This is a genomic window from Streptomyces xiaopingdaonensis (genome assembly GCF_000262345.1).
In the GTDB taxonomy this organism is placed as follows: domain Bacteria; phylum Actinomycetota; class Actinomycetes; order Streptomycetales; family Streptomycetaceae; genus Streptomyces; species Streptomyces xiaopingdaonensis.
The window spans coordinates 1-19,413 of the sequence record NZ_AJTQ01000263.1 but is presented as its reverse complement, the minus strand read 5'-3'; the positions used below and the strand labels follow the sequence as shown (position 1 = coordinate 19,413).

12 protein-coding genes are annotated in these 19,413 nt (G+C 74.4%); 7 read left to right on the top strand and 5 right to left on the bottom strand.

Annotation, left to right across the window (positions count from 1 at the left end; translation table 11 throughout):
- Positions 1 to 11 precede the first annotated feature (11 nt).
- The gene (locus UWG_RS0121260; RefSeq protein ID WP_016909223.1) at positions 12 to 893 is read left to right on the top strand and encodes a hypothetical protein; all 882 of its coding nucleotides are present in this window, start codon (positions 12 to 14) and stop codon (positions 891 to 893) included.
- A 39-nt stretch (positions 894 to 932) separates the two neighbouring features.
- On the top strand, positions 933 to 5,495 hold the full coding sequence (locus tag UWG_RS0121255; protein ID WP_016909222.1) for a coiled-coil domain-containing protein: 4,563 nt from the start codon (positions 933 to 935) through the stop codon (positions 5,493 to 5,495).
- Between the two features lie 40 nt (positions 5,496 to 5,535).
- Here UWG_RS0121255 and UWG_RS0121250 read toward each other — a convergent pair whose 3' ends face one another.
- Entirely contained in the window at positions 5,536 to 5,949 is a 414-nt protein-coding gene (locus tag UWG_RS0121250; protein ID WP_016909221.1) for a hypothetical protein, read from the bottom strand.
- A 239-nt stretch (positions 5,950 to 6,188) separates the two neighbouring features.
- Between UWG_RS0121250 and UWG_RS0121245 the strand changes: the two genes are divergently transcribed.
- The 4 genes from UWG_RS0121245 to UWG_RS0121230 all read left to right on the top strand — a co-directional run bounded on the left by UWG_RS0121245 (position 6,189) and on the right by UWG_RS0121230 (position 10,664).
- Entirely contained in the window at positions 6,189 to 8,894 is a 2,706-nt protein-coding gene (locus tag UWG_RS0121245; RefSeq protein ID WP_016909220.1) for a sensor histidine kinase, read from the top strand.
- Positions 8,891 to 9,337: a roadblock/LC7 domain-containing protein gene (locus tag UWG_RS0121240; RefSeq protein ID WP_016909219.1), complete on the top strand. Its 447-nt coding sequence runs from the start codon at positions 8,891 to 8,893 to the stop codon at positions 9,335 to 9,337. The genes UWG_RS0121245 and UWG_RS0121240 overlap by 4 nt, the downstream gene beginning before the upstream one ends.
- A gap of 44 nt (positions 9,338 to 9,381) precedes the next feature.
- Entirely contained in the window at positions 9,382 to 9,840 is a 459-nt protein-coding gene (locus tag UWG_RS0121235) for a DUF742 domain-containing protein (protein ID WP_016909218.1), read from the top strand.
- Between the two features lie 203 nt (positions 9,841 to 10,043).
- Entirely contained in the window at positions 10,044 to 10,664 is a 621-nt protein-coding gene (locus UWG_RS0121230) for a GTP-binding protein (RefSeq protein ID WP_016909217.1), read from the top strand.
- Positions 10,665 to 10,756: 92 nt separating this feature from the next.
- Here UWG_RS0121230 and UWG_RS0121225 read toward each other — a convergent pair whose 3' ends face one another.
- Both UWG_RS0121225 and UWG_RS0121220 read right to left on the bottom strand, forming a co-directional pair.
- On the bottom strand, positions 10,757 to 11,608 hold the full coding sequence (locus UWG_RS0121225; protein ID WP_050988631.1) for a M15 family metallopeptidase: 852 nt from the start codon (positions 11,606 to 11,608) through the stop codon (positions 10,757 to 10,759).
- A 760-nt stretch (positions 11,609 to 12,368) separates the two neighbouring features.
- On the bottom strand, positions 12,369 to 14,483 hold the full coding sequence (locus UWG_RS0121220; protein ID WP_016909215.1) for a TIM-barrel domain-containing protein: 2,115 nt from the start codon (positions 14,481 to 14,483) through the stop codon (positions 12,369 to 12,371).
- A gap of 381 nt (positions 14,484 to 14,864) precedes the next feature.
- On the opposite strand from UWG_RS0121220, the gene UWG_RS0121215 reads away from it, so the two are divergent.
- Positions 14,865 to 16,865 (top strand): acetoacetate--CoA ligase, encoded by a 2,001-nt coding sequence (locus UWG_RS0121215; protein ID WP_016909214.1) that lies wholly within the window; start codon positions 14,865 to 14,867, stop codon positions 16,863 to 16,865.
- 37 nt (positions 16,866 to 16,902) lie between these two features.
- On the opposite strand, the gene ptsP is transcribed toward UWG_RS0121215, so the two are convergent.
- Both ptsP and UWG_RS0121205 read right to left on the bottom strand, forming a co-directional pair.
- A complete protein-coding gene (gene ptsP / locus UWG_RS0121210; protein WP_016909213.1) occupies positions 16,903 to 18,573 on the bottom strand; it encodes a phosphoenolpyruvate--protein phosphotransferase in 1,671 nt (556 codons plus the stop codon).
- A gap of 51 nt (positions 18,574 to 18,624) precedes the next feature.
- Complete coding sequence (locus UWG_RS0121205) at positions 18,625 to 19,065, bottom strand: PTS sugar transporter subunit IIA (protein ID WP_016909212.1); 441 nt, start codon at positions 19,063 to 19,065, stop codon at positions 18,625 to 18,627.
- Between the last annotated feature and the right edge of the window lie 348 nt (positions 19,066 to 19,413).

Genomic DNA, 19,413 nt, shown 5'->3' with positions numbered 1-19,413 from the left:
AGGACACACCCGTGCACGACGAGACCGAGCCCGACGACCGCCCGGCCCCCGCAGAGGAGCTCGGCGCCGCCCCAGTGACCCCGGCCGACGCGGCCGACGCGGCCCGGCTCGTCTCGTTCGGGCTCCACCCCAAGCTCATCCCGGCCCGGGACGCCGAGTACACCGAACTCCTCCGCCGCCACCGCGACGAGCCCGCCTTCGCCCGGCTGGCCGACGCCGTCGCGACCGGCCTCGGCCTCGTCGTCCTGGAGGTCTCGACCCGTGCCGGCATGGCGCTCGCCGCCGACGAGGAGTCCGTCTTCGCCGTCCGCATGGGCGACTACGCGCGGCGCGCCAACTCCGACTCCGCGGACCGCTTCCTCCACGGCCTCGCCCACCTCGCGGTCGCCGCGATGGCGTTCCCCCGCCCCGAGGACCTCGCCGACGACGGCTACATCGGCCGCATCACCGTCAACGGCGTCGACAGCTTCGTCCGCCAGGCATGCCGCAAGCTGGAGGAGCAGGCCGAACAGGAGGGCGAGAACACCGATCCGGCCACGGACGCACCAGGGTTGGAGGCGGCCTGGCGGGTCTACGCACGGCGTTCGGCGACGGGCGCCACCAAGGACTCCCGCCGCCTCGCCGGCTCCACCACCGGCATCATCGCCAAGGCCGTCGGCTTCCTCGTCGACTCCGGCTTCCTCCAGCGGACCGGCGACGACGCGGGCGGCACCTACCGCACGACGGCCCGCTACCAGCTCCAGGTCCGCGACATGGCGGGCAGCGCCGCCATGGCCGAACTGCTGGAACTCGGCGTCGTCCCCGTCTCCGACGGCACTCCGAGCCTGCTGCCGCCCCGGGAGGGCGAGGACCTCGACCTCGTCGCCGAGGCCGGCCTCCCGTTCCACCGCTGACGCCCCCACCCGACCCCGCCCGCGACGAGAGCACCCGCCATGTACGAGCTGTCCAGAATCCGCCTCTACTCCATCGGTCCCGCCGGCGCCCGCTACGCCGACACCGTGCTGGACCTTCGCGGAGTCGGCGAGCCCGTACCCGAACCTGCCCCCGCCCAGGCCGACTTCTTCGAGGAGGAGCCGCTCGGGCCGCCGCGGCGGCCCGCCCCCGCAGGCGTGCTCTTCCTGGAGAACGGCGGCGGCAAGTCCGTCCTGCTGAAGCTGATCTTCTCGGTGATGCTCCCCGGCCACCGCAACACGCTCGGCGGCGCCAGCTCGGGCGTGCTGCGCAAGTTCCTCCTCGCCGACGACTGCGGCCACGTCGCGCTGGAGTGGCAGCACACCCGCACCGGCGAGACGATCGTCGTCGGCAAGGTGAGCGAGTGGCGGGGGCACCAGGTCTCGCACGACCCGCGGAAGTTCGCCGAGGGCTGGTACTCCTTCCGGCCCGGCCCCGGGATGTCGTTGGAGTCGCTGCCCGTCGCCGAGGCGGCGCCGCTCGCCCCCGTCGCCGAGGGCAGCTCGGGCGCGCGGGGCCGCCGTCGCACGATGAAGGGGTTCAGGGACGTCCTCACCGAGACGGGCAAGGCGTACCCCAACCTCGACGTCGTCTGGGAGGAGATCCACGAGCGCTGGACCGAGCACCTCACCGGCCTCGGGCTCGACCCCGAACTCTTCCGCTACCAGCGGGAGATGAACGCCGACGAGGGCGAGGCCGCCGGGCTTTTCGCCGTCAAGAAGGACTCCGACTTCACCGACCTGCTGCTCCGCGCCGTCACCGACACCCGCGACACCGACGGCCTCGCCGACCTCGTCCACGGCTTCGCGCACAAACTGGGCCGCCGGGCCGAGCTCACGGCCGAACGCGACTTCACCGCCGGCTCCCTGGAGCTGCTCAACCGCATCGCCGAGGCCGCCGAGACCCGCGCGCACACCCGCGAGATCCACGCGGCGGCCGAGCAGCGCACCCGCGCCCTCGGCCGGCGCCTCGCCGCCCGCGGCGCGGAGGAACGCGAGCGGGCCGCAGCCCTCGCCACCGACGTCGCCACCGCCGAGGAGGCCGTCTCGGCGGCGACCGAGGCCCGCCGCGAAGCCGTCCTCACGGCCGCCGAACTCGCGTACCGCCACGCCTCGTTGGCGCTCGCGGCGGGGGAGCGGACGGCGGCGGCCCAGCGGCGCGAACTCAACGAGGCCCGCACCCTCCACTCCGCCTGGCAGGCAGCCGAGACCGTCCTCGCGCACCGCGCCGCCGCCGACCGCGCCGCCCGCGTCGCCGCGGCGATCCAGGAAGCGGAGCGGGATGCGGCGCCGGCGCTCGCGGCCCGCTCCAAGGCCGCGTCGGAGCTGGTCCGCGCGCTCCACTCCGCGGCGGAAGGCAGCGAGGAGCACGCAGCCGAGGAGGAACAGCGCTCCCGCACCCTCCAGTCGGAGAGCGACGAGGCGCACCGCGCGGCCACCGCGGCGGCGACGGCCGCCGAGCGCGCCCGCAGCGAGGGCGGCCACCTGCGCCAGCGGCTGGAGGAGGTCGAGCGCGAACTCGCCGACGCCGTACGGAGCGGCTGGGTCAGCGAGGACGCAGGCGCCGACCCGGCAGCCGCCGCCCTCGCCGCGGGCGACGCGGCGCAGCGCACCGCCGCCGCGCTCGACACCGCCCGGCAGTCGGCAGCCGCCGCAGGCGAGCGGGCGGGCGAGGCGGCCTCCGCGCACGCCCGCGACGAACTCGCCGCCGCCCGCGCCGCCGACGCCGCGGAGGCAGACCGCAGGGCGCGGGACGCCGAGTACGCGGCGGCCGAGGCGCTCGGCGCCGAGGAACGCCTCGGCGAGCTCCTCGGCACGGAGCGCGGAACGCCGCTCGGTGCCGAGGAGTTGGACGGCAGCGCGGAGCACCTCACCGAGCTGCTCGACGAGGGCGTCGCCGCCGCCGAACGCCGCCTCTTCGAGCTGCGCACGGCCGCGGCGGAGGACTCGCGGATGCTCGGTGCCCTCGGCGAGGGCGGCCTGCTGCCCCCGGGCCCCGACGTCCTCGCCACCGTCGAGTTCCTCGGCGAGCACGGCGTCCCCGCGCTGCCCGGCTGGCGCTACCTCGCGCAGTCGGTCGACCCGGCCGAGCACGACCGGGTCCTCGCCGCCCACCCCGAGTTGGTCGACGGCGTCGTCCTCACAGAACCCGCAAGTCACGCGCGGGCGCGCGAGGTTCTCGACCGGGCGGCGCTGCTCCCGCGCTCCGCCGTCGCCGTCGGCACCTCGACTGCGCTCCTCGCACCGGGCCCCGCCGAAGCGGCCGACGTCTTCCTCGTCCCGCCCAACCCCGCGATGCACGACGAGCACGCAGCGGACGACGAACGCGGCCGGCTCCGCGAGCGCGCCTCGGCCCGCGACGACGAGATCCGCACCCTCGCCGCCCGCCTCACCGCCGACCGCGCCCTGGCGGCGCGGCTCACCTCCTGGCGCACCGGCTGCCCCGCGGGCCGCCTCGGCGAACTCGCCCGCGCTGCCGAGAAGTCGCAGTCGGCCGCGGCGGAGGCGCAGCACCGGCTGGTACTGGCGCGCACGGCCCGCGAGGAGGCCGACGCGGCCGCCACCGAGGCGGCCGAGGTGCGCGACCGCAGGCAGGAGGAGGCCCAACGGGCGCGTCGCGCCGCCGACGCGCTCGGCGGCCTCGTCTCCCGGCTGCGCGAACGCCCGTCCTGGCAGGAGCGGTTGCGCGAACTCGCCGAGGAGGCGGCCTCGGGCGAGGAGCGCGCCGCCGCCTGCGTCGACCGCGCCCGCGAGGCCGACGAGCAGCGCCGCGCGGCCCAGCGCTCCTCAGACGACGCCCGGCGCACGGCCCGAGCCCTGCGCAGCGAGCGGGCCGAGATCGCCGGGGCGCCCGACGACACCGGGACGGAGGCGGAGCCGCCTGCCGCGTCGCTCCCCTCGCTCCGCGAGGCGTACCGCTCCGCTTCGCAGCTCTACGAGAAGGTCGGTGTCGGCGCCGACCTGCGCGCCGAGCAGGCCCGCGCCGAGGGCGACGAGTCCGCGGCGCGCACCTCCCTCGATCGCCTCACCAACAAGGTCCGCACCAAGGCCGAGCGGCTGCTCGAAGGCACCGAGGCCGCGGACGCCCCCTCGCGCCAGGCGGCCGCCGCCCGCGCGGAGGAGCTCGTCCAGACCCTGGAGGCCAGGGCCTCCAGGGCGAGCGAGGAGCTCGGCAGGCTGCGGGGCGAGGCGGAGCGGCTTGCCCCGGAGGGCGGCGAACAGCACACGGAGCTCGGCGAGGAGCGCGTCCCGCAGGACGCGGCGGAGGCGCAGTCCCTGCTGCGCACGGCCAACACGGAACTCGCGGCGCGCGGCACCGGGTTGGAGGAGGCGCGCGCCGCGCTCCAGGACCTCGTCCGTACCCGGGTCGCGGCCGAGGAGGCGGCCTCGGGCTTCGACGAGGCGGCCGGCACCCTCCGCGATCTTCTCCGCGACCCCCAGGCGAGCCACCACCCCGACGGGGACCAGCGGCCCGAGCCCTACGGCGGTTCGCTCGCCGAGGCGCGGCACGCGGCCGCCGAGCTCCGCCGCTCGCTGCGCGGTTGCGCCGCCGACCTCTCCACTGCCGAGCAGGCGGTCCGCGAGGCGAGCGACATCCTGGTGCGGCACGCCAACTCGAGCCGCTTCGAGCAGGTCCACACCCCGGCACGGCAGCAGATCCGCGAACTCCCGGCGGCCTCGCTGCCGGAGCACGCGGCGTCCTGGGCGGAGGCGTTCGCGCCGCGGCTGCGGGTGCTCAGCGACGAGCTGGAGCAACTGGAGCGCAACCGCGACAGCATCGTCGACCGGCTCCGCGGCCTGGTCGAGTCGGCGCTGACGACGCTCCGTTCGGCCCAGCGGCTCTCCCGCCTCCCCGACGGGCTGGGGGAGTGGTCCGGTCAGGAGTTCCTCCGTATCCGCTTCGACGACCTCGACCAGGCGACGCTCACGGAGCGCCTGGGAGAGGTGATCGACGAGGCCACCCGCCAGTCCCTGCGCCGCAGTTCGGACCTGCGGAGGGACGGCATGTCGCTGCTGCTGCGCGCGGTGCACGCCGCGCTCCAGCCGCGCGGGGTCTCCGTGGAGATCCTCAAGCCGGACGCGGTGCTGCGTGCGGAGCGGGTCCCCGTCGGACAGATGGGAGACGTCTTCTCCGGCGGCCAGCTCCTCACCGCGGCGATCGCGCTGTACTGCACGATGGCGGCGCTCCGCAGCAACGACCGCGGCCACGACAGCCGCAGGCACGCCGGCCCGCTCTTCCTCGACAACCCCATCGGCCGCGCCAACGCCACGTACCTGCTGGAGCTGCAACGCGCCGTCGCCGACGCGCTCGGCGTCCAACTCCTCTACACCACGGGCCTCTTCGACACCACGGCCCTCGCCGAGTTCCCCCTCGTGGTGCGCATGCGCAACGACGCGGACCTGCGCGCGGGGCTGAAGTACATCAGCGTCGAGGAGCATCTGCGCCCCGGGCTCCCGCGGCAGGACCCCGGCGGCGAGGTGGTGCACGGCGAGATCACGGCGACGCGCATGTACGTCAAGCCCGAGGAGGAGCCCGCCGGTTGAGGCGTCGCCGGGGCACGGCACGGGCCGCGCCCCGGCGACGTCAGGTACGCAGCGGCGTCCGCTGGTCGGGCTCGCGCCCCGGCAGGTGGATCGGCTCCACGATCTCCTCGCGGTGCCGCCTGCGCCCACGCGCGGACGCCTCGGATGCGGCCCCGAACCGCTGCTCGGGCGGCCGCCCCTGCGCCCACCCCCGGTCGCGCGCGACGCTGCTCGGCTCCGACACGACGCCGTTGCGCTGCACCCACACCTGGCGCGTCACCCAGACGTCGAGTACGCCCCACGTGGCGACGACGGTGCCGCCCACCGAGGCGAGCACCATCGGGAAGGCGAGCCACACTTCGGCGAGCGAGCAGAGCACCGCGACCATCACGAGGACGAGCGTCAGCGCCACGATGACGACGGCCCGTACGCCGGCGGTACGGACCGGGTCGGGCAGCCGCGGCTTGTTGTACATCCGGGATCACCAACTCCCCTTTGTTCCCCCCGGCTTGTCCTCCACGTTTCCATGAGCACGTCCTGTGCCACAATCGCCGCGCTCCGGCAGGGTGCGCGGGGGTGACGTCCGCGACCGCGCAGTGAATGCTCTGTTCCAACCCTCATACATCTCTTCGAGTTGCCCGCGTTGCAGTAGTAGGCTCACGGCGCTTGCTGTCGGTAGAGTCCCCTCGCGCTGGGGCTGACGTAGGGGAGGCCATGCGCTTTCGCGGGAAGTCGATCCGCCGGAAGATCGTGGTGCTGTTGCTGGTACCGCTGGTTTCCCTCGTCGCCATCTGGGGGTTCGCTTCCTACCTCACCGCTCAGGACGCACGCCAGCTCCTGCGGGTTGCCGACGTCGCGGAGAAGGTCGGCTACCCAGCAGCCGACACCGCAGAGGCCGTCCAGCGCGAACGCCGCCAGGTGCTCGTCTACTTGGCCGACCCCAGACGCTCCGAATCCCTCACCCGGCTCCACAGGGAGCAGCACCGGACCGACCGCCAGGTCGCCTCGTTCCGCACCCACGCCACGAGCGGCGACCTCCGCTCCGACCTCGGCTCCGAGTCCAAGGCCCGGCTCGACGAACTCCTCGGGGCGCTCGCCGGGTTGGAGAAGCTCCGCAGCAGCGTGGAGGAGAACACCATCACCCGGGGCGGTGCGTTCCAGGCTTACAACGAGATCGTCGATCCCGGCTATTCCTTCCTCGCGACGCTCAACGCCCTCAACGACCCGGCACTCGAGAAGCAGGGCCGCGCCCTCGTCGGCCTCACCCAGGCCCGCGAATACCTCTCCCGCGAGGACGCGCTGATGGCCGCCGCCCTCACCGCCGGGAAGATGACCCGCGGCGACCAGCGTGCCTTCTCCGACCGCGTCGCCGAGCGGGACGCCACCTACCGGACCAACCTCCAACCGCTCCCCGCCGACCAGCGCCAGACCTTCGAGAACTACTGGAACGGCACCGACGGCCGCACCCTCCGCAGCTACGAGGACGCCATCATCGCCGCGGGACCCCGCGCCGCAGCCGGCTCCGTCACCCCCCAGCGCTGGGAGTCGGCGGCCGGCACCGTCCTCGACGACCTCGCGCGGATGGGCAAGGAGGCGGACGAACGGTACGAGGACCGGGTGGCCCCCGAGGCGACGAAGGTCCTGCTGCGGGCGGGCGGCGCCGTGTTGCTCGGCCTCGTCGCGCTGCTGGCGTCGCTGATCGTCTCCTTCCGCGTGGGCCGCACTCTCGTGCGCGACCTCGGCGCCCTGCGCAAGGAGGCGAACGAGTCGGCCGGCGTGCGCCTGCCGAGCGTGATGCGCAGGCTCGGCGCCGGCGAGCAGGTCGACGTGGAGACGGAGGCGCCGCGCCTCCAGTACCCGCCTGACGAGATGGGCCAGGTGGGCCAGGCGCTCAACACTCTCCAGCGCGCGGCCGTCGAGGCCGCGGTGAAACAGTCCGACATGCGCCGCGGCGTCTCCGAGGTCTTCGTCAACCTGGCCCGCCGCAACCAGGTGCTCCTCCACCGCCAGTTGACGCTCCTCGACACGATGGAGCGCCGCACCGAGGACACCGACGAGCTCGCGGACCTCTTCAAGCTCGACCACCTCACCACCCGCATGCGACGGCACGCCGAGGGCCTCGTGATCCTCTCGGGTGCCGCGCCCTCCCGGCAGTGGCGGAAGCCGATCCAGCTCATGGACGTCGTCCGCGCGGCCGTCGCCGAGGTCGAGGACTACGAGCGCATCGAGGTGCGGCGGCTGCCGAAGCTCGCCGTCGACGGGAGCGCGGTGGCCGACCTGACCCACCTCATCGCGGAGATGCTGGAGAACGCCACCGTCTTCTCCCCACCGCACACGGCGGTGCAGGTCCTCGGCGAACGCGTCGCCAACGGCTTCACGCTCGAAGTCCACGACCGCGGGCTCGGAATGACGCAGGAGGCGCTCCTCGACGCGAACCTCCGGCTCGCCGAGACACCGGAGTTCGAGCTCTCGGACACCGACAGGCTCGGCCTCTTCGTCGTCTCGCGCCTCGCCCAGCGCCAGGGCGTCCGCGTCTCCCTCCAGCACTCGCCGTACGGGGGGACGACCGCCGTCATCCTCATCCCCGGCGCCATCCTCACCGAGACCCCCGGCCATCAGGACGAGCACCGCGCCTCGCTGGAGCGCGAGGACGCACCGCGCGGAGGCCCCGCCGCCGGCCTGCTGGAGGCGGGGACGGCGCGCGAGGTCCTCGACGGACCCGTCGAACTGGAGGCGCGTTTGGACGAGTTGGACGACCCGGACAGCGGCGGCCGACTCTTCCGCCACCGCGGTGACCCGACTCCGCGCCACGAGGCGGTCCCCGCGGGCGAGCAGCACCAGCAGGCCCACGACGAGTCCCCGCGCGACGGCGGGGGCGAACCGTCCCGCCCGGTCCGGACGGGCCCGTCCGCGTCCCCGCCCGCCGCAGGCGCGGCGCAGGACGAGACCGGCGACGGAAAGGCTCCGCTCCCGCGCCGCCGCAAGAGCACGCCCGTCCTCGTCGCCGACCACGGACGCCCCGTGGACGAGGCCCGCCGCACCGGGGCGCCGCGGACGGACGAGGAGGCCGACGAGGCGCGCGAGCCCGAGGGGAGCGCGCAGGCACGTCCGGCCGAGCCGGAGCCGGCAGCGCCCCGGGAAGAACACGTCCCCCGACCGCGCGGGGGGACGGCCACCGGGCCCGGCGGCCTACCGCGTAGGGTCCGACAGGCGAACCTCGCGCCGCAGTTGAAGCGGGTGCCGACGCCCGAGCCGGACGACGGCCCGGCGCAGTCCGTCGACGACCGCGACGCCGAGGAGGTGCGCAGCCGCATGGCCGCGCTCCAGCGCGGCTGGCAGCGCGGCCGTGCGCAGGCCCCCGAGCCGTCATCGGACGGCGCCGGGGAAGGAACACCAGGAACGAAGGGGGACGGTCGATGACTGCATCGAGAGCCGACACGCACACCGCCGCGGGCAGCGGCGAACTCAACTGGCTGCTCGACGAGTTGGTCGGACGCGTCGGCAGCATCCGCAAGGCGCTCGTGCTCTCGGGCGACGGTCTGCCCCGAGGCACGTCGGAGGGGCTCACCCGGGAGGACGCGGAACACCTCTCCGCCGTCGCCTCGGGCTTCCACAGCCTCGCCAAGGGCGTGGGCCGCCACTTCGAGGCGGGCGGTGTCCGGCAGACCGTCGTCGAGTTGGAGGAAGCGTTCCTCTTCGTCACGGCGGCGGGCGACGGCAGTTGCCTCGCCGTCCTCTCCGACGTCGACTCCGACGTCGGCCAGATCGCCTACGAGATGACCCTCCTGGTGAAGCGCGTCGGCGTGCACCTGGGCACGGCGGCGCGCGCCGGCACGGGCGACGGCTCGTCGGACGCGGGCTGAGGCGGGCAGGCGATCGAGACGACCGACTCACGACAGGACGAGCCATGACGGACCGGTGGTTCGACGACGCTGCTGGACCGGTGGTGCGGCCGTACGCGATGACGCGCGGCCGCACCCGCAGCAGCACCGAGGAGGCGAAGCTCGACCTCATCGCGCTGGTGATCGCCGACCGCCCGGGCGGCGGGACGGGCCCGCGGGACCCCGGCGACGCCGAGGCGCCGGAGGAGGCGCCCACCGGCGCCGAGGGCACGGAGGACTCCGACGTCCACGCCGACCGCACCCTCGCCCCCGAGCACGTCGAGATCGTCACACGCTGCCGCAGGGAGCCGCTGAGCGTCGCCGAGCTCTCCGCGGCGCTCGACCTGCCGCTCGGGGTCGTCCGGGTACTCATCGGAGACCTCGTCGATCGCAGCCTGGTGCGGGTGAGCCGGCCCGTGCCGCCGGCCGAGCTGCCCGACGAGAGCATCCTGCGCGAGGTGATCAGCGGCCTGAAGGCGCTGTGACGCCTGCGCGTGACGGCCCGTCCACTCCCGTGCGGCCGACCGGAGTTGACGTGCGGCACGCGGATGCGGTTCCCTCGGGCAGCCGGTGGCGTCGGCCCGCGGGAGGCGGCAGTGCCGTGCACGGCGCTCCCCGCACCGCCGGCCGGCTCCGGTTCTCGTGGGGTACGACGAAGTCACGGCCGGCGAAGGGGAGTTGGGCCCGCATGGTGTTCGGACGCTCGGAGCGCGCGAAGGCGAGGAAGAGGCGCGGGGCCTCGGAACCGCTGACGCTGAAGATCCTCGTCGCCGGCGGCTTCGGCGTCGGCAAGACCACGCTCGTCGGCGCGGTGAGCGAGATCCGGCCGCTCCGGACCGAGGAGGCGCTCACCGAGGCGGGCCGTCCCGTCGACGACCTCGCGGGCGTGGAGGCGAAGTCGACGACCACCGTCGCGATGGATTTCGGACGGATCACCATCTCGGACGAACTCGTCCTCTACCTCTTCGGCACCCCGGGCCAGGACCGCTTCTGGTTCCTCTGGGACGAGTTGGCGCAGGGCGCGCTCGGCGCCGTCGTCCTCGCCGACACCCGCAGGCTCGCCGACTCCTTCGCCGCCATCGACTACTTCGAGCGCCGTCACATCCCCTTCACGGTCGCCGTCAACTGCTTCGACGACGCGGAGGAGTTCCCCGCCGAGACCGTGCGCGAGGCGCTCGACCTCGACGAGGACGTGCCGCTGACCCTCTGCGACGCCCGCGAGCGCGCCTCGGCGCGGGACGTCCTCGTCGGCGTCGTCGAGCATGCCCTCGCCCACTCGGCGGCCCGCCGCGAGCCCGCGGCCACCTGACGGGCGCGCCTCCCGGCTGCCGTGCGCCGTATGGGCGCGCCCTGCATACCCGTCGCGTGCCGTGGCAGGGGACCCCGCGCCACCGTGGCGCGCTAGCCGGCGCGGTGCGGTGGGTGGAGAGCTCCCCGCTCCACGGGGAAGTCGAAGTACGTCTCGGGGAACGTCTCGTCCTCCAGCGTGAAGTGCCACCACTCCTCGGGCAGGTTGGCGAAGCCGGCCGACTCCATCGTCTCCTTGAGGAGCATCCGGTTGGCGTGCTGCTCGCCGACGACCTCGGGGTTGTCGGTGTGCGAGAGGGTGTCGAAGCAGTCGAACCCGGTGCCCATGTCGATCGAGTTGTCGGGGAACCGCTCGGACTTCTCGGCGAAGCACGGCGCCAGCTCCTCGCCCGGCTCGTACGGGCGCGTGGGCGCCGCCGGCAGCCGGACGAGCGTGAGGTCGACGGTGCTGCCCCTGCTGTGCCCCGACTTCTCGGCGATGTACCCGTCCTCGAAGAGGCGGTCCTTCTCGACCCGCGGGTAGAACTCGTCCTTCATCCGCTCGTCCTCGAGGTCCTCGGCCCACCGCACGAAGTGGTCGACGGCGCGCTGCGGCCGGTAGCAGTCGTAGACCTTGAGCGTGTAGCCCTTGCGGAGGAACTGGCGCTGGGCCGTGCGCATCGCCTTCGCGGTCTCCCGCGTCACCACGCACATCGGCTCCCGGTAGCCGGCGACGGGGTCCCCGACGAAGTTGTGCCGCGTCGGGTACCGGATCTCCTGGAGGATCGACGGTGCCACGTCGGCGAGTGCGACGAACTCCCGCGGCGCACGCGGGTCTTCGCTCGCGGCGGGCTCGGCCGCGGCCGGACCGGCCTGTACACCTCCGGCGAGGGCGGCGGCGAGCAGCGCCGCGAGGAGGAGTCGGATCGACGGACGGGTGCGGCTGGGCCGCTTCACTTGTGGCATGCCCATTCACTACCGCACCCGCGGCCCCGGAGGAAGCCCGCAGCACATCGGACCCCGAATCGGCACCCACCCGGCCCCGCACCCACCGGTCGCGTCAACTCCTCGCGGGTGTCGGGGTTTCGCCGAGCGGCACGAGCGGCGGGCCTGCACGGCGTCCCCTCCGGGCGAGCAGGTCGGAAGGGTTCGCGGTGCGCCTCCACGGCGTCACCCGCCGGCGAACCGAGCGACCCGACCACGGCGCACGTTCCCGGGCGCCGGGGCAGCGCTCCTTACCGGCCCCTCGCGCAGTCCGCCGCTCCTTGCAGCCGAGATGGGGTCCGTTGCCTGCGCGTCGTGCTTCCATGCCGGCTGTCCCGGGGCGAACGGCCGTTGCTTCGGAGGGACTTGCGACGCGCGCACTGCCCGGGCTCACGCAGCCCTCCGCTCTCCGCAGGCGGCATCGCGGAGGCTGTCGTCTGCGCGTCGTGCTTCCATGCCGACTGTCCCGGGCCGAACGGCCGTTGTTCCGCGGCGACTTGCGCCACTGCCCGACCCCGCGCAACTTCCCGCTCTCCGCGGGCGGCGCGGAGCTGCCGCCCACCAACGGCCATCGACATCGGACGACTTGCGGCACGCACCGCTCGCCCCCACAGCTCGCTGCTCCCCACCGGCGGCACCACGAGCCCCGCCGCCCTCACACACCGCCTCCACGGCGGCCGCCCCGAACCCCAACAGCCCTTTGCCCGCCGCGACTTACGCCCACGACCACCGCGCCCGCTGACTATCCCTCACCCCGGACGCACACCCGGTATCCCACGGGCCCGCCCTCCTCGCGCACGACGCGCACCCGCCCGTCCGCCCGGTCCACGACGAACCGCTCGGCCTCCGGACGCGCGTCCTCGTTCCCGCCCGCGAGGACGAGCCCGCTGCCCCGGCGCCCGGGACCGGGCGGCCACACCTCCAGTACCGTGCACCCCTCGCCGTCCGCCACCGGTACGGCGGCCCCGGCGCGCGCCAGCACCGGCGTACGCCCCAGCGGCGCGTCGACCAGCACCGTCCCCGGCCCCTCGTGCGCCCGTCCGCTCGACGTCTCGTACCAACGCCCCCGCGGCAGCACCACCGCACGCCGGCGCACGCCCGGTCGGAGGACGGGAGCGACGAGCAGCGCATCGCCGAGGAGGAAGGCGTCGTCGCACCCGCGCAGCTCGCGGTCGCCCGGATGCTGCCACCAGACCGGGCGCACGCAGGGCGCTCCGCTCCGCTCGGCGAGGTGCGCGAGGGTGAGCAAGTACGGCTGGAGACGGCGCCGTTCCGCGAGGACGGACCGCGCCGCGGACCCGTCGGGGCGCCACCGTGCCGAGACGGCGGAGGTGCGGAAGAGCGGCAGATGGCTGCCGAGCTCCAGCCCCCGCAGCAGCAACTCCCCGTCGTCCTCGGCCTCGGGACCGCCGAGCAACGGCCCGCTGAACGGCACGCCGCACAGCCCCAGCGCGACGACGGCCGCCAGCGCCTCCCGCAACCCGTCCCACCCGCGGGAACCGGCGGCGACCAGCGCACCCCCGTACCGCTGCATCCCCGCCCATCCCGACTCGCAGGCGAGAAAGGGCCGTTGCCCCGGACGAAGCGCCCGCAGCGCCTCGGCACCCGCACGTGCCATCTCCAGCGGGTAGACGTTGTGCGCCTCCCCGTGGTCCCCGCCGCGGCCCTCCAACGAGTGACGGGCCGAGCGGGGCAGCGCGGGGACGGCGAACGGAGCGGGGGAGGCGGGCTGGTCGCGACGGTGCAGATAGCCGTCGGGACCGTCGGGCCGATACGCCGACGCCCACCACCCGCGCGCCCGCGGCAGCGTGAAGTCTGGGTACGCCACCTCCCCGCGCGCCCCCGCGCCGCGCACCTCCAACCCGCGGGCATCCCGTACGAACACGCCGGCGCGCACGCCCTCGTCGTACACGCCGGCGCCCTGCCGGACCCGCACGGCCGGCTCCCTCCTCGCCGTCGTCCGCACCCCCAGCGCACGCAACGCCGCCACGAGCCCACCGGCTTCCCCCGCCGCGCCCTCCACGCTCCCCAACTCGACGACAGCGGACGGCAGTCCGGCCGCCTCCCACGCCCGGACCGCCTCCAGCACCTCGGCATCGCGCGCGCCGTCCGGCGGAGCACGATGGTGGCCCAGCGCCCACGCCGGGGGCGCGGCAGGCGCCCCGGTGAGCAGCGTCCACCCCCGCAGCACTCGCGCGGGCGCCCCCGCGACCACCCAATACCTCACGGGCCCGCCCGACATCCGCACCTCGCACCGCCCCGGCCGGTCGAGCCCCGAGCCGAGCCCCTCGACGCCGTGCCGGACGCTGAGTTCACCGGCGAACTGGTTGTCATGGAAGACGAGATGCGTCCCCGCGTCGGCCACGGCGAACTGCACCGGCATCGTCAACGCACCGCCGGGGCCGCGTACTTCGTTCCAGAGCCGGTGCACACCGTCCGCGAGCCCCGGACCGCCCCGTGCCCCCAGCCCGAAGAGCCGTGCGTCCGGTGCGAGTTCGGCCCGCTGGACCCAGCGCTCCGCGCCCGGACCCTCCGACTCCCACCAGCGGGGCGGCAGCTCGCGCCGCAGCAGGGCCCCGCCGGGCGTACGCACCTCGACCGCCCCGAGTCGGGAGACCGTCACCAGGGCCCGCTCCGAGACGACGCGCCAGCCGCCGTCCTTGTCAGGTTCGAGGAACGCCCGCACGTCCGGTGGCGGAGGAGCGCCGGCCAACGCGTACGAGGGCTCGGCCGCCGCCCCGTCCCAGCCGATGAACACAGCGCCGCCCACCACGACTTCGACCCGCAGCGACGCGCGCGCGAACCGCACCAGCCCACCGCCCGGCGCCGGTTCGGCTCCCTCCGCCTCGCCGGGCACCCGCGCCCGCTCGACGCCACGGCGTCCGAGCCGCCTCCGGGCCGCGGCGTCCGAGCGCCGCCCCCGCAGCGCCGAACGAAGTGCACGCATGCCGCGCACGCTACCCAGAGCCCTCACCGACGACCAGGCGGCCCCGCAACCGTTCATGCCTTCTCCCTGCCCCCGCGTCGGCGCCGTGCACCGACGTCTCCCACCGGTCGGCAGCGCACCCCCCGGCGCATCGCACACGCCGGTGCCGTGCGCCAGAGCACACCGCCGACTCTGGCGTGGGTAGTTGATCACGTGGCATTGTCCTCGGGAGCAGCGCGCCGGCCCTCAGCCGAGTCCCAGACCGACGAGCAGCGCCGACCGCACAGCCGTGCAGAACCTCCGGGAGCCGCCATGACGACCGACAACCGAACCGAGCCGACCGCACTCTGGCGCCCCACGCCCGAGCGGAACGAAGCCGCGAGGCTCACCCGCTTCCACGCCTGGGCCGCGCGCCACCACGGCGCTCCCGCCCCCGCGGCAGACCCGGAAGCCGCCTACGCCGACCTGCACCGCTGGTCCGTCGAGCAACTGCCCGCGTTCTGGAGCGCGGTGACCGAGTGGTTCGACGTCCGCTTCAGCACCCCCTACGAGACGGTCCTGGCAGACGACGCCATGCCGGGCGCCCGCTGGTTCCCCGGCGCCACCCTCAACTACGCAGAACAGGCCCTGCGCGCCTCCGAGGACCCCGAACGCGCCGCCGAGCCCGCCGTCATCGGCGTCGACGAGCGCCTCGAACCCGAGACGGTGACCTGGGGCACCCTCCGCGCCCGCGTCGGCTCGCTCGCCGCGGAGCTCCGCCGCCTCGGCGTCGGCCCGGGCGACCGCGTCTGCGGCTACCTCCCCAACGTCCCCGAGGCGATCACCGCCCTCCTCGCGACCGCCGCCGTCGGCGCCGTGTGGACCTCCTGCGCCCCCGACTTCGGTGCCCGCAGCGTCCTCGACCGTTTCCGCCAGGTCGAGCCCGTCGTCCTGATCACCGTCGACGGCTACCGCTACGGCGGCAAGGAGCACGACAGGCGCGAGACCGTCGCCGAACTGCGCGAGGAGCTCCCCACCCTGCGCGCCGTCGTCCACGTCCCCCTCCTCGGCACGCCCGCTCCCGAAGGCGCCCTGGAGTGGGACGACCTCGTCTCGGCGAAGGCCGAACCCGTCTTCGAGCAGGTCCCGTTCGACCACCCGCTGTGGGTCCTCTACTCGTCGGGGACGACGGGCCTGCCGAAGGCCATCGTGCAGTCGCAGGGCGGCATCCTCGTCGAACACCTCAAGCAGCTCGGGCTCCAGAGCGACGTGGGTGAGGGGGACCGCTTCTTCTGGTACACCTCGACCGGCTGGATGATGTGGAACTTCCTCGTCGGCTCCCTCCTCGTCGGCGCCACGGCCGTCACCTACGACGGCAGCCCCGGTCACCCCGACGGCGCGGCCCAGTGGCGCGTCGCCGAACTCACAGGCGCCACCTTCTTCGGAACCTCGGCCGCCTACATCACCGCGAGCGCCAAGGCCGAACTCCACCCGGGCCGCGACTTCGACCTCTCCCGCGTCGGCTGCGTCGCCACCACCGGCTCACCGCTCCCACCCGACGGCTTCCGCTGGATTCACGACGAGGTCTCGCCCGCGATGTGGATCGCCTCCGTCAGCGGCGGCACCGACGTCTGCAGTTGCTTCGCCGGGGCGGCCCCCACGCTCCCGGTCTACGTCGGCGAGCTCCAAGCCCCTTCGCTCGGCGTCGCGTTGGAGTCCTGGAGCCCGGCGGGCGAGCCGCTCGTCGACGAGGTCGGCGAACTCGTCGTCACCCGCCCCATGCCGTCGATGCCGGTGCGCTTCTGGAACGACGCGGACGGTAGCCGCTACCGCGACAGCTACTTCGAGATGTTCCCCGGCATCTGGCGCCACGGCGACTGGACCACCCTCACCGGGCGCAACACCGTGATCATCCACGGCCGTTCGGACTCCACCCTCAACCGACAGGGCGTCCGCATGGGCTCGGCCGACATCTACGAGGCCGTCGAACGCCTCCCCGAGATCCGCGAGTCCCTCGTCCTCGGCATCGAACTCCCCGACGGCGGCTACTGGATGCCCCTCTTCGTGCACCTCGCGGACGGCGCGACACTCGACGACGGCCTGCGCGACCGCATCAAGCGCACACTGAGGGCCGAACTCTCCCCACGCCACGTCCCCGACGAGGTGATCGAGGTCCCCGCCGTCCCGCACACCCTGACGGGCAAGCGCCTGGAGGTCCCCGTCAAGCGCATGCTGCAGGGCACCCCGCTGGAGAAGGCGGTCAACCCCGGCTCCGTCGACGACGTCGAACTCCTCCGCGTCTACGAGCAATTGGGCCGCAGCCGCACGGCCTGACGGACACGGCGCCGGGCCTCCGGGCCCGGCGCCGTCCTCACTCGCCGGAGAGCACCGCCTGCGCGGCACGCCTGGCTTCCGCCGCGCTCTCGGCGCGGCGCGCGGCGGCCGCGGCACGTTCGCACTGTGCCCGCGTGTGCTTCGCCAGCGTCGCCCGCACCATCGGGATGGCGGACGGCCCCATCGAGAGGCTCGTCACGCCCAGACCGACGAGAACGCACGCCATCGCCGGGTCCGCGGCAGCCTCCCCGCACACCCCGCAGCTACGCTCCTCCTCGCCCGCGGCCTCCGCCGCGTACGCCACCAGGTCCAGCAGGGCGGGCTGCCACGGGTCCTGCAACCGGGAGACGGCTCCCACCTGCCGGTCGGCAGCGAAGGTGTACTGCGCAAGATCGTTGGTCCCCAGCGAGAGGAACTCCACCTCGCGCAGGAGCGACCGCGCACGCAGCGCGGCGGCCGGAACCTCCACCATCGCGCCGAACTTCGCGTGCAGCCCCGCCGCACGGCATGCTTCAGCGAAGGCACGCGCGTCGACCCGGTCCGCGACCATCGGCGCCATGACCTCCAGATGCACGGGAAGCCCGTCGGCCGCCTCGGCCAGCGCGGCCAACTGCCCCTGGAGCACCTCGGGATGGTCGAGCAGGGCGCGCAATCCCCGGACACCCAGGGCAGGGTTGGGCTCGTCGGAGGGGCTGAGGAACTCCAGCGGCTTGTCCGCACCCGCGTCCAGCACGCGCACGACGACCCGGCCGTCCGGGAACGCCTCCAGCACCGACCGGTACGCCTCGACCTGCCGTTCCCTGGAAGGCGCCGCACGCCCGTCCTCCAGGAAGAGGAACTCCGTACGGTAGAGCCCGACCCCCTCGGCCCCGGCGTCCAGCGCGGCCGCCACCTCGGACGGTCCGCCGAGGTTCGCCAGCAGCGGCACCCGATGGCCGTCCGAGGTGCTCCCGGGCCCCTTGGCTGCCTCCATCGCGGCCCTGCGCTCCTCGGCAGCGGCCTCCAACTGCGCCCGCTCCTCGGCGGTGGGCGCCACCACGACCTCCCCCGAACTCCCGTCGACCGCCACCACGGTCGACTCAGCCAGCTCGGTCGCCCCCGCGAGCGCCACGACGGCAGGCACCCCCAGCGACCGCGCGAGGATGGCACTGTGACTCGTCGGCCCGCCCTCCTCGGTCACGAACCCCAGCACCAGTGTGGTGTCGAGCAGCGCCGTGTCCGCGGGGGCCAGATCCCGCGCCACGAGCACGAACGGCGTGGCACTGTCCGGAATCCCCGGCATCGGCACCCCGGAGAGCCGTGCCACGATCCGGTTCCGTACGTCGTCGAGGTCGGCGACCCGTCCCGCCAGGTACTCCCCGGCCTGCGCAAGCAGACCCCGGTACGCGGTGAGCGCGTCGTAGACGCTCCGCTCGGCCGTGCTCCCCACGGCGATACGCCGCTCCACGTCGCTGAGCAGCTCGGGATCCTGCGCCATCATCGCCTGCGCCTCGAGCACGGCCTGCGCCTCACCGCCCGCGAGGTTCCCCCGCGCCAGCAGGTCGGCGGCGACGGCCTCCAACGCCCGCCGCGCGCGCTGCTGCTCCTTCTCCGCGTCGTCGAGCGCGATCTGCTCCGCCGGCGGCTCCAGCACCGCGGTGACCATGTGCCGGACCTCGCCGACCGCCACCCCGTGGCTCACGCCGACACCCTGCAGCGTCGTCTCCATCCATCCGCCTCCGGATCAGCGCGAACACGTCCGAGGTGCCCGCGGCACCGTTCAGTTCCATTCGAAGAGCGTCTCGGCGGGCCCCGACTCCGCGATCACGCTCAGCGCTCCGGGCGCCGCCTCCAGAGCGATCACCGGCGAGACCGGCGACTTCCCCGCGGCCTCGACGGCCACCGGGTCCCACCGCACCACGCCGTCCCCGCGCCGCACCTCGTCCCCCTTGCCGACGAGCAGCTCGAACCCTTCACCGTTCAACTGCACCGTGTCGATCCCCAGGTGCGTCAACACCCCGTGCCCGTCCGCGTCGACGACGACGAAGGCGTGCGGATGCAGCGACACCACGATCCCGTCGACGGGAGCCACCGCGGTGGCCGGCTCCCGCACCGGATCGACGGCCGTTCCCGGCCCCACCATCTCCCCGGCGAACACGGGGTCGGGCACCGCGCCGAGACCGATCGCCTCTCCCCTGACCGGGGACGTCACAGTGGTCATGGAAGCCTCCCGAAGGTCGGGTACGAAACCGCGCCGCACCGGCGTCGCTGCCGGTCCGGCGCACCGCCAGCAGCGTATGCGATCGCCCCTGCGCGCCCGGCACTTCCACGCCTGCGGATGCCCGGCCGGGGCCCGCGGAAACCGATTTGCCTCGCTCAGGAGCCCGCCTGTACGGTTGCGAAACCGCTCGGCGAGAGCCCGGCGGCCCCCGGACAGCCAACGGCTTCGAGAAAGCCGCTCCTTTCGCGTGCGAAAGGGAAGCGATTTCTTCTCTGAGAGAGGCACCTGGTAACGTTCGGGGCACCGAGAGGGAAGCGCCCGGAGGGCCCTGGGAGGGGTTCGATGGAA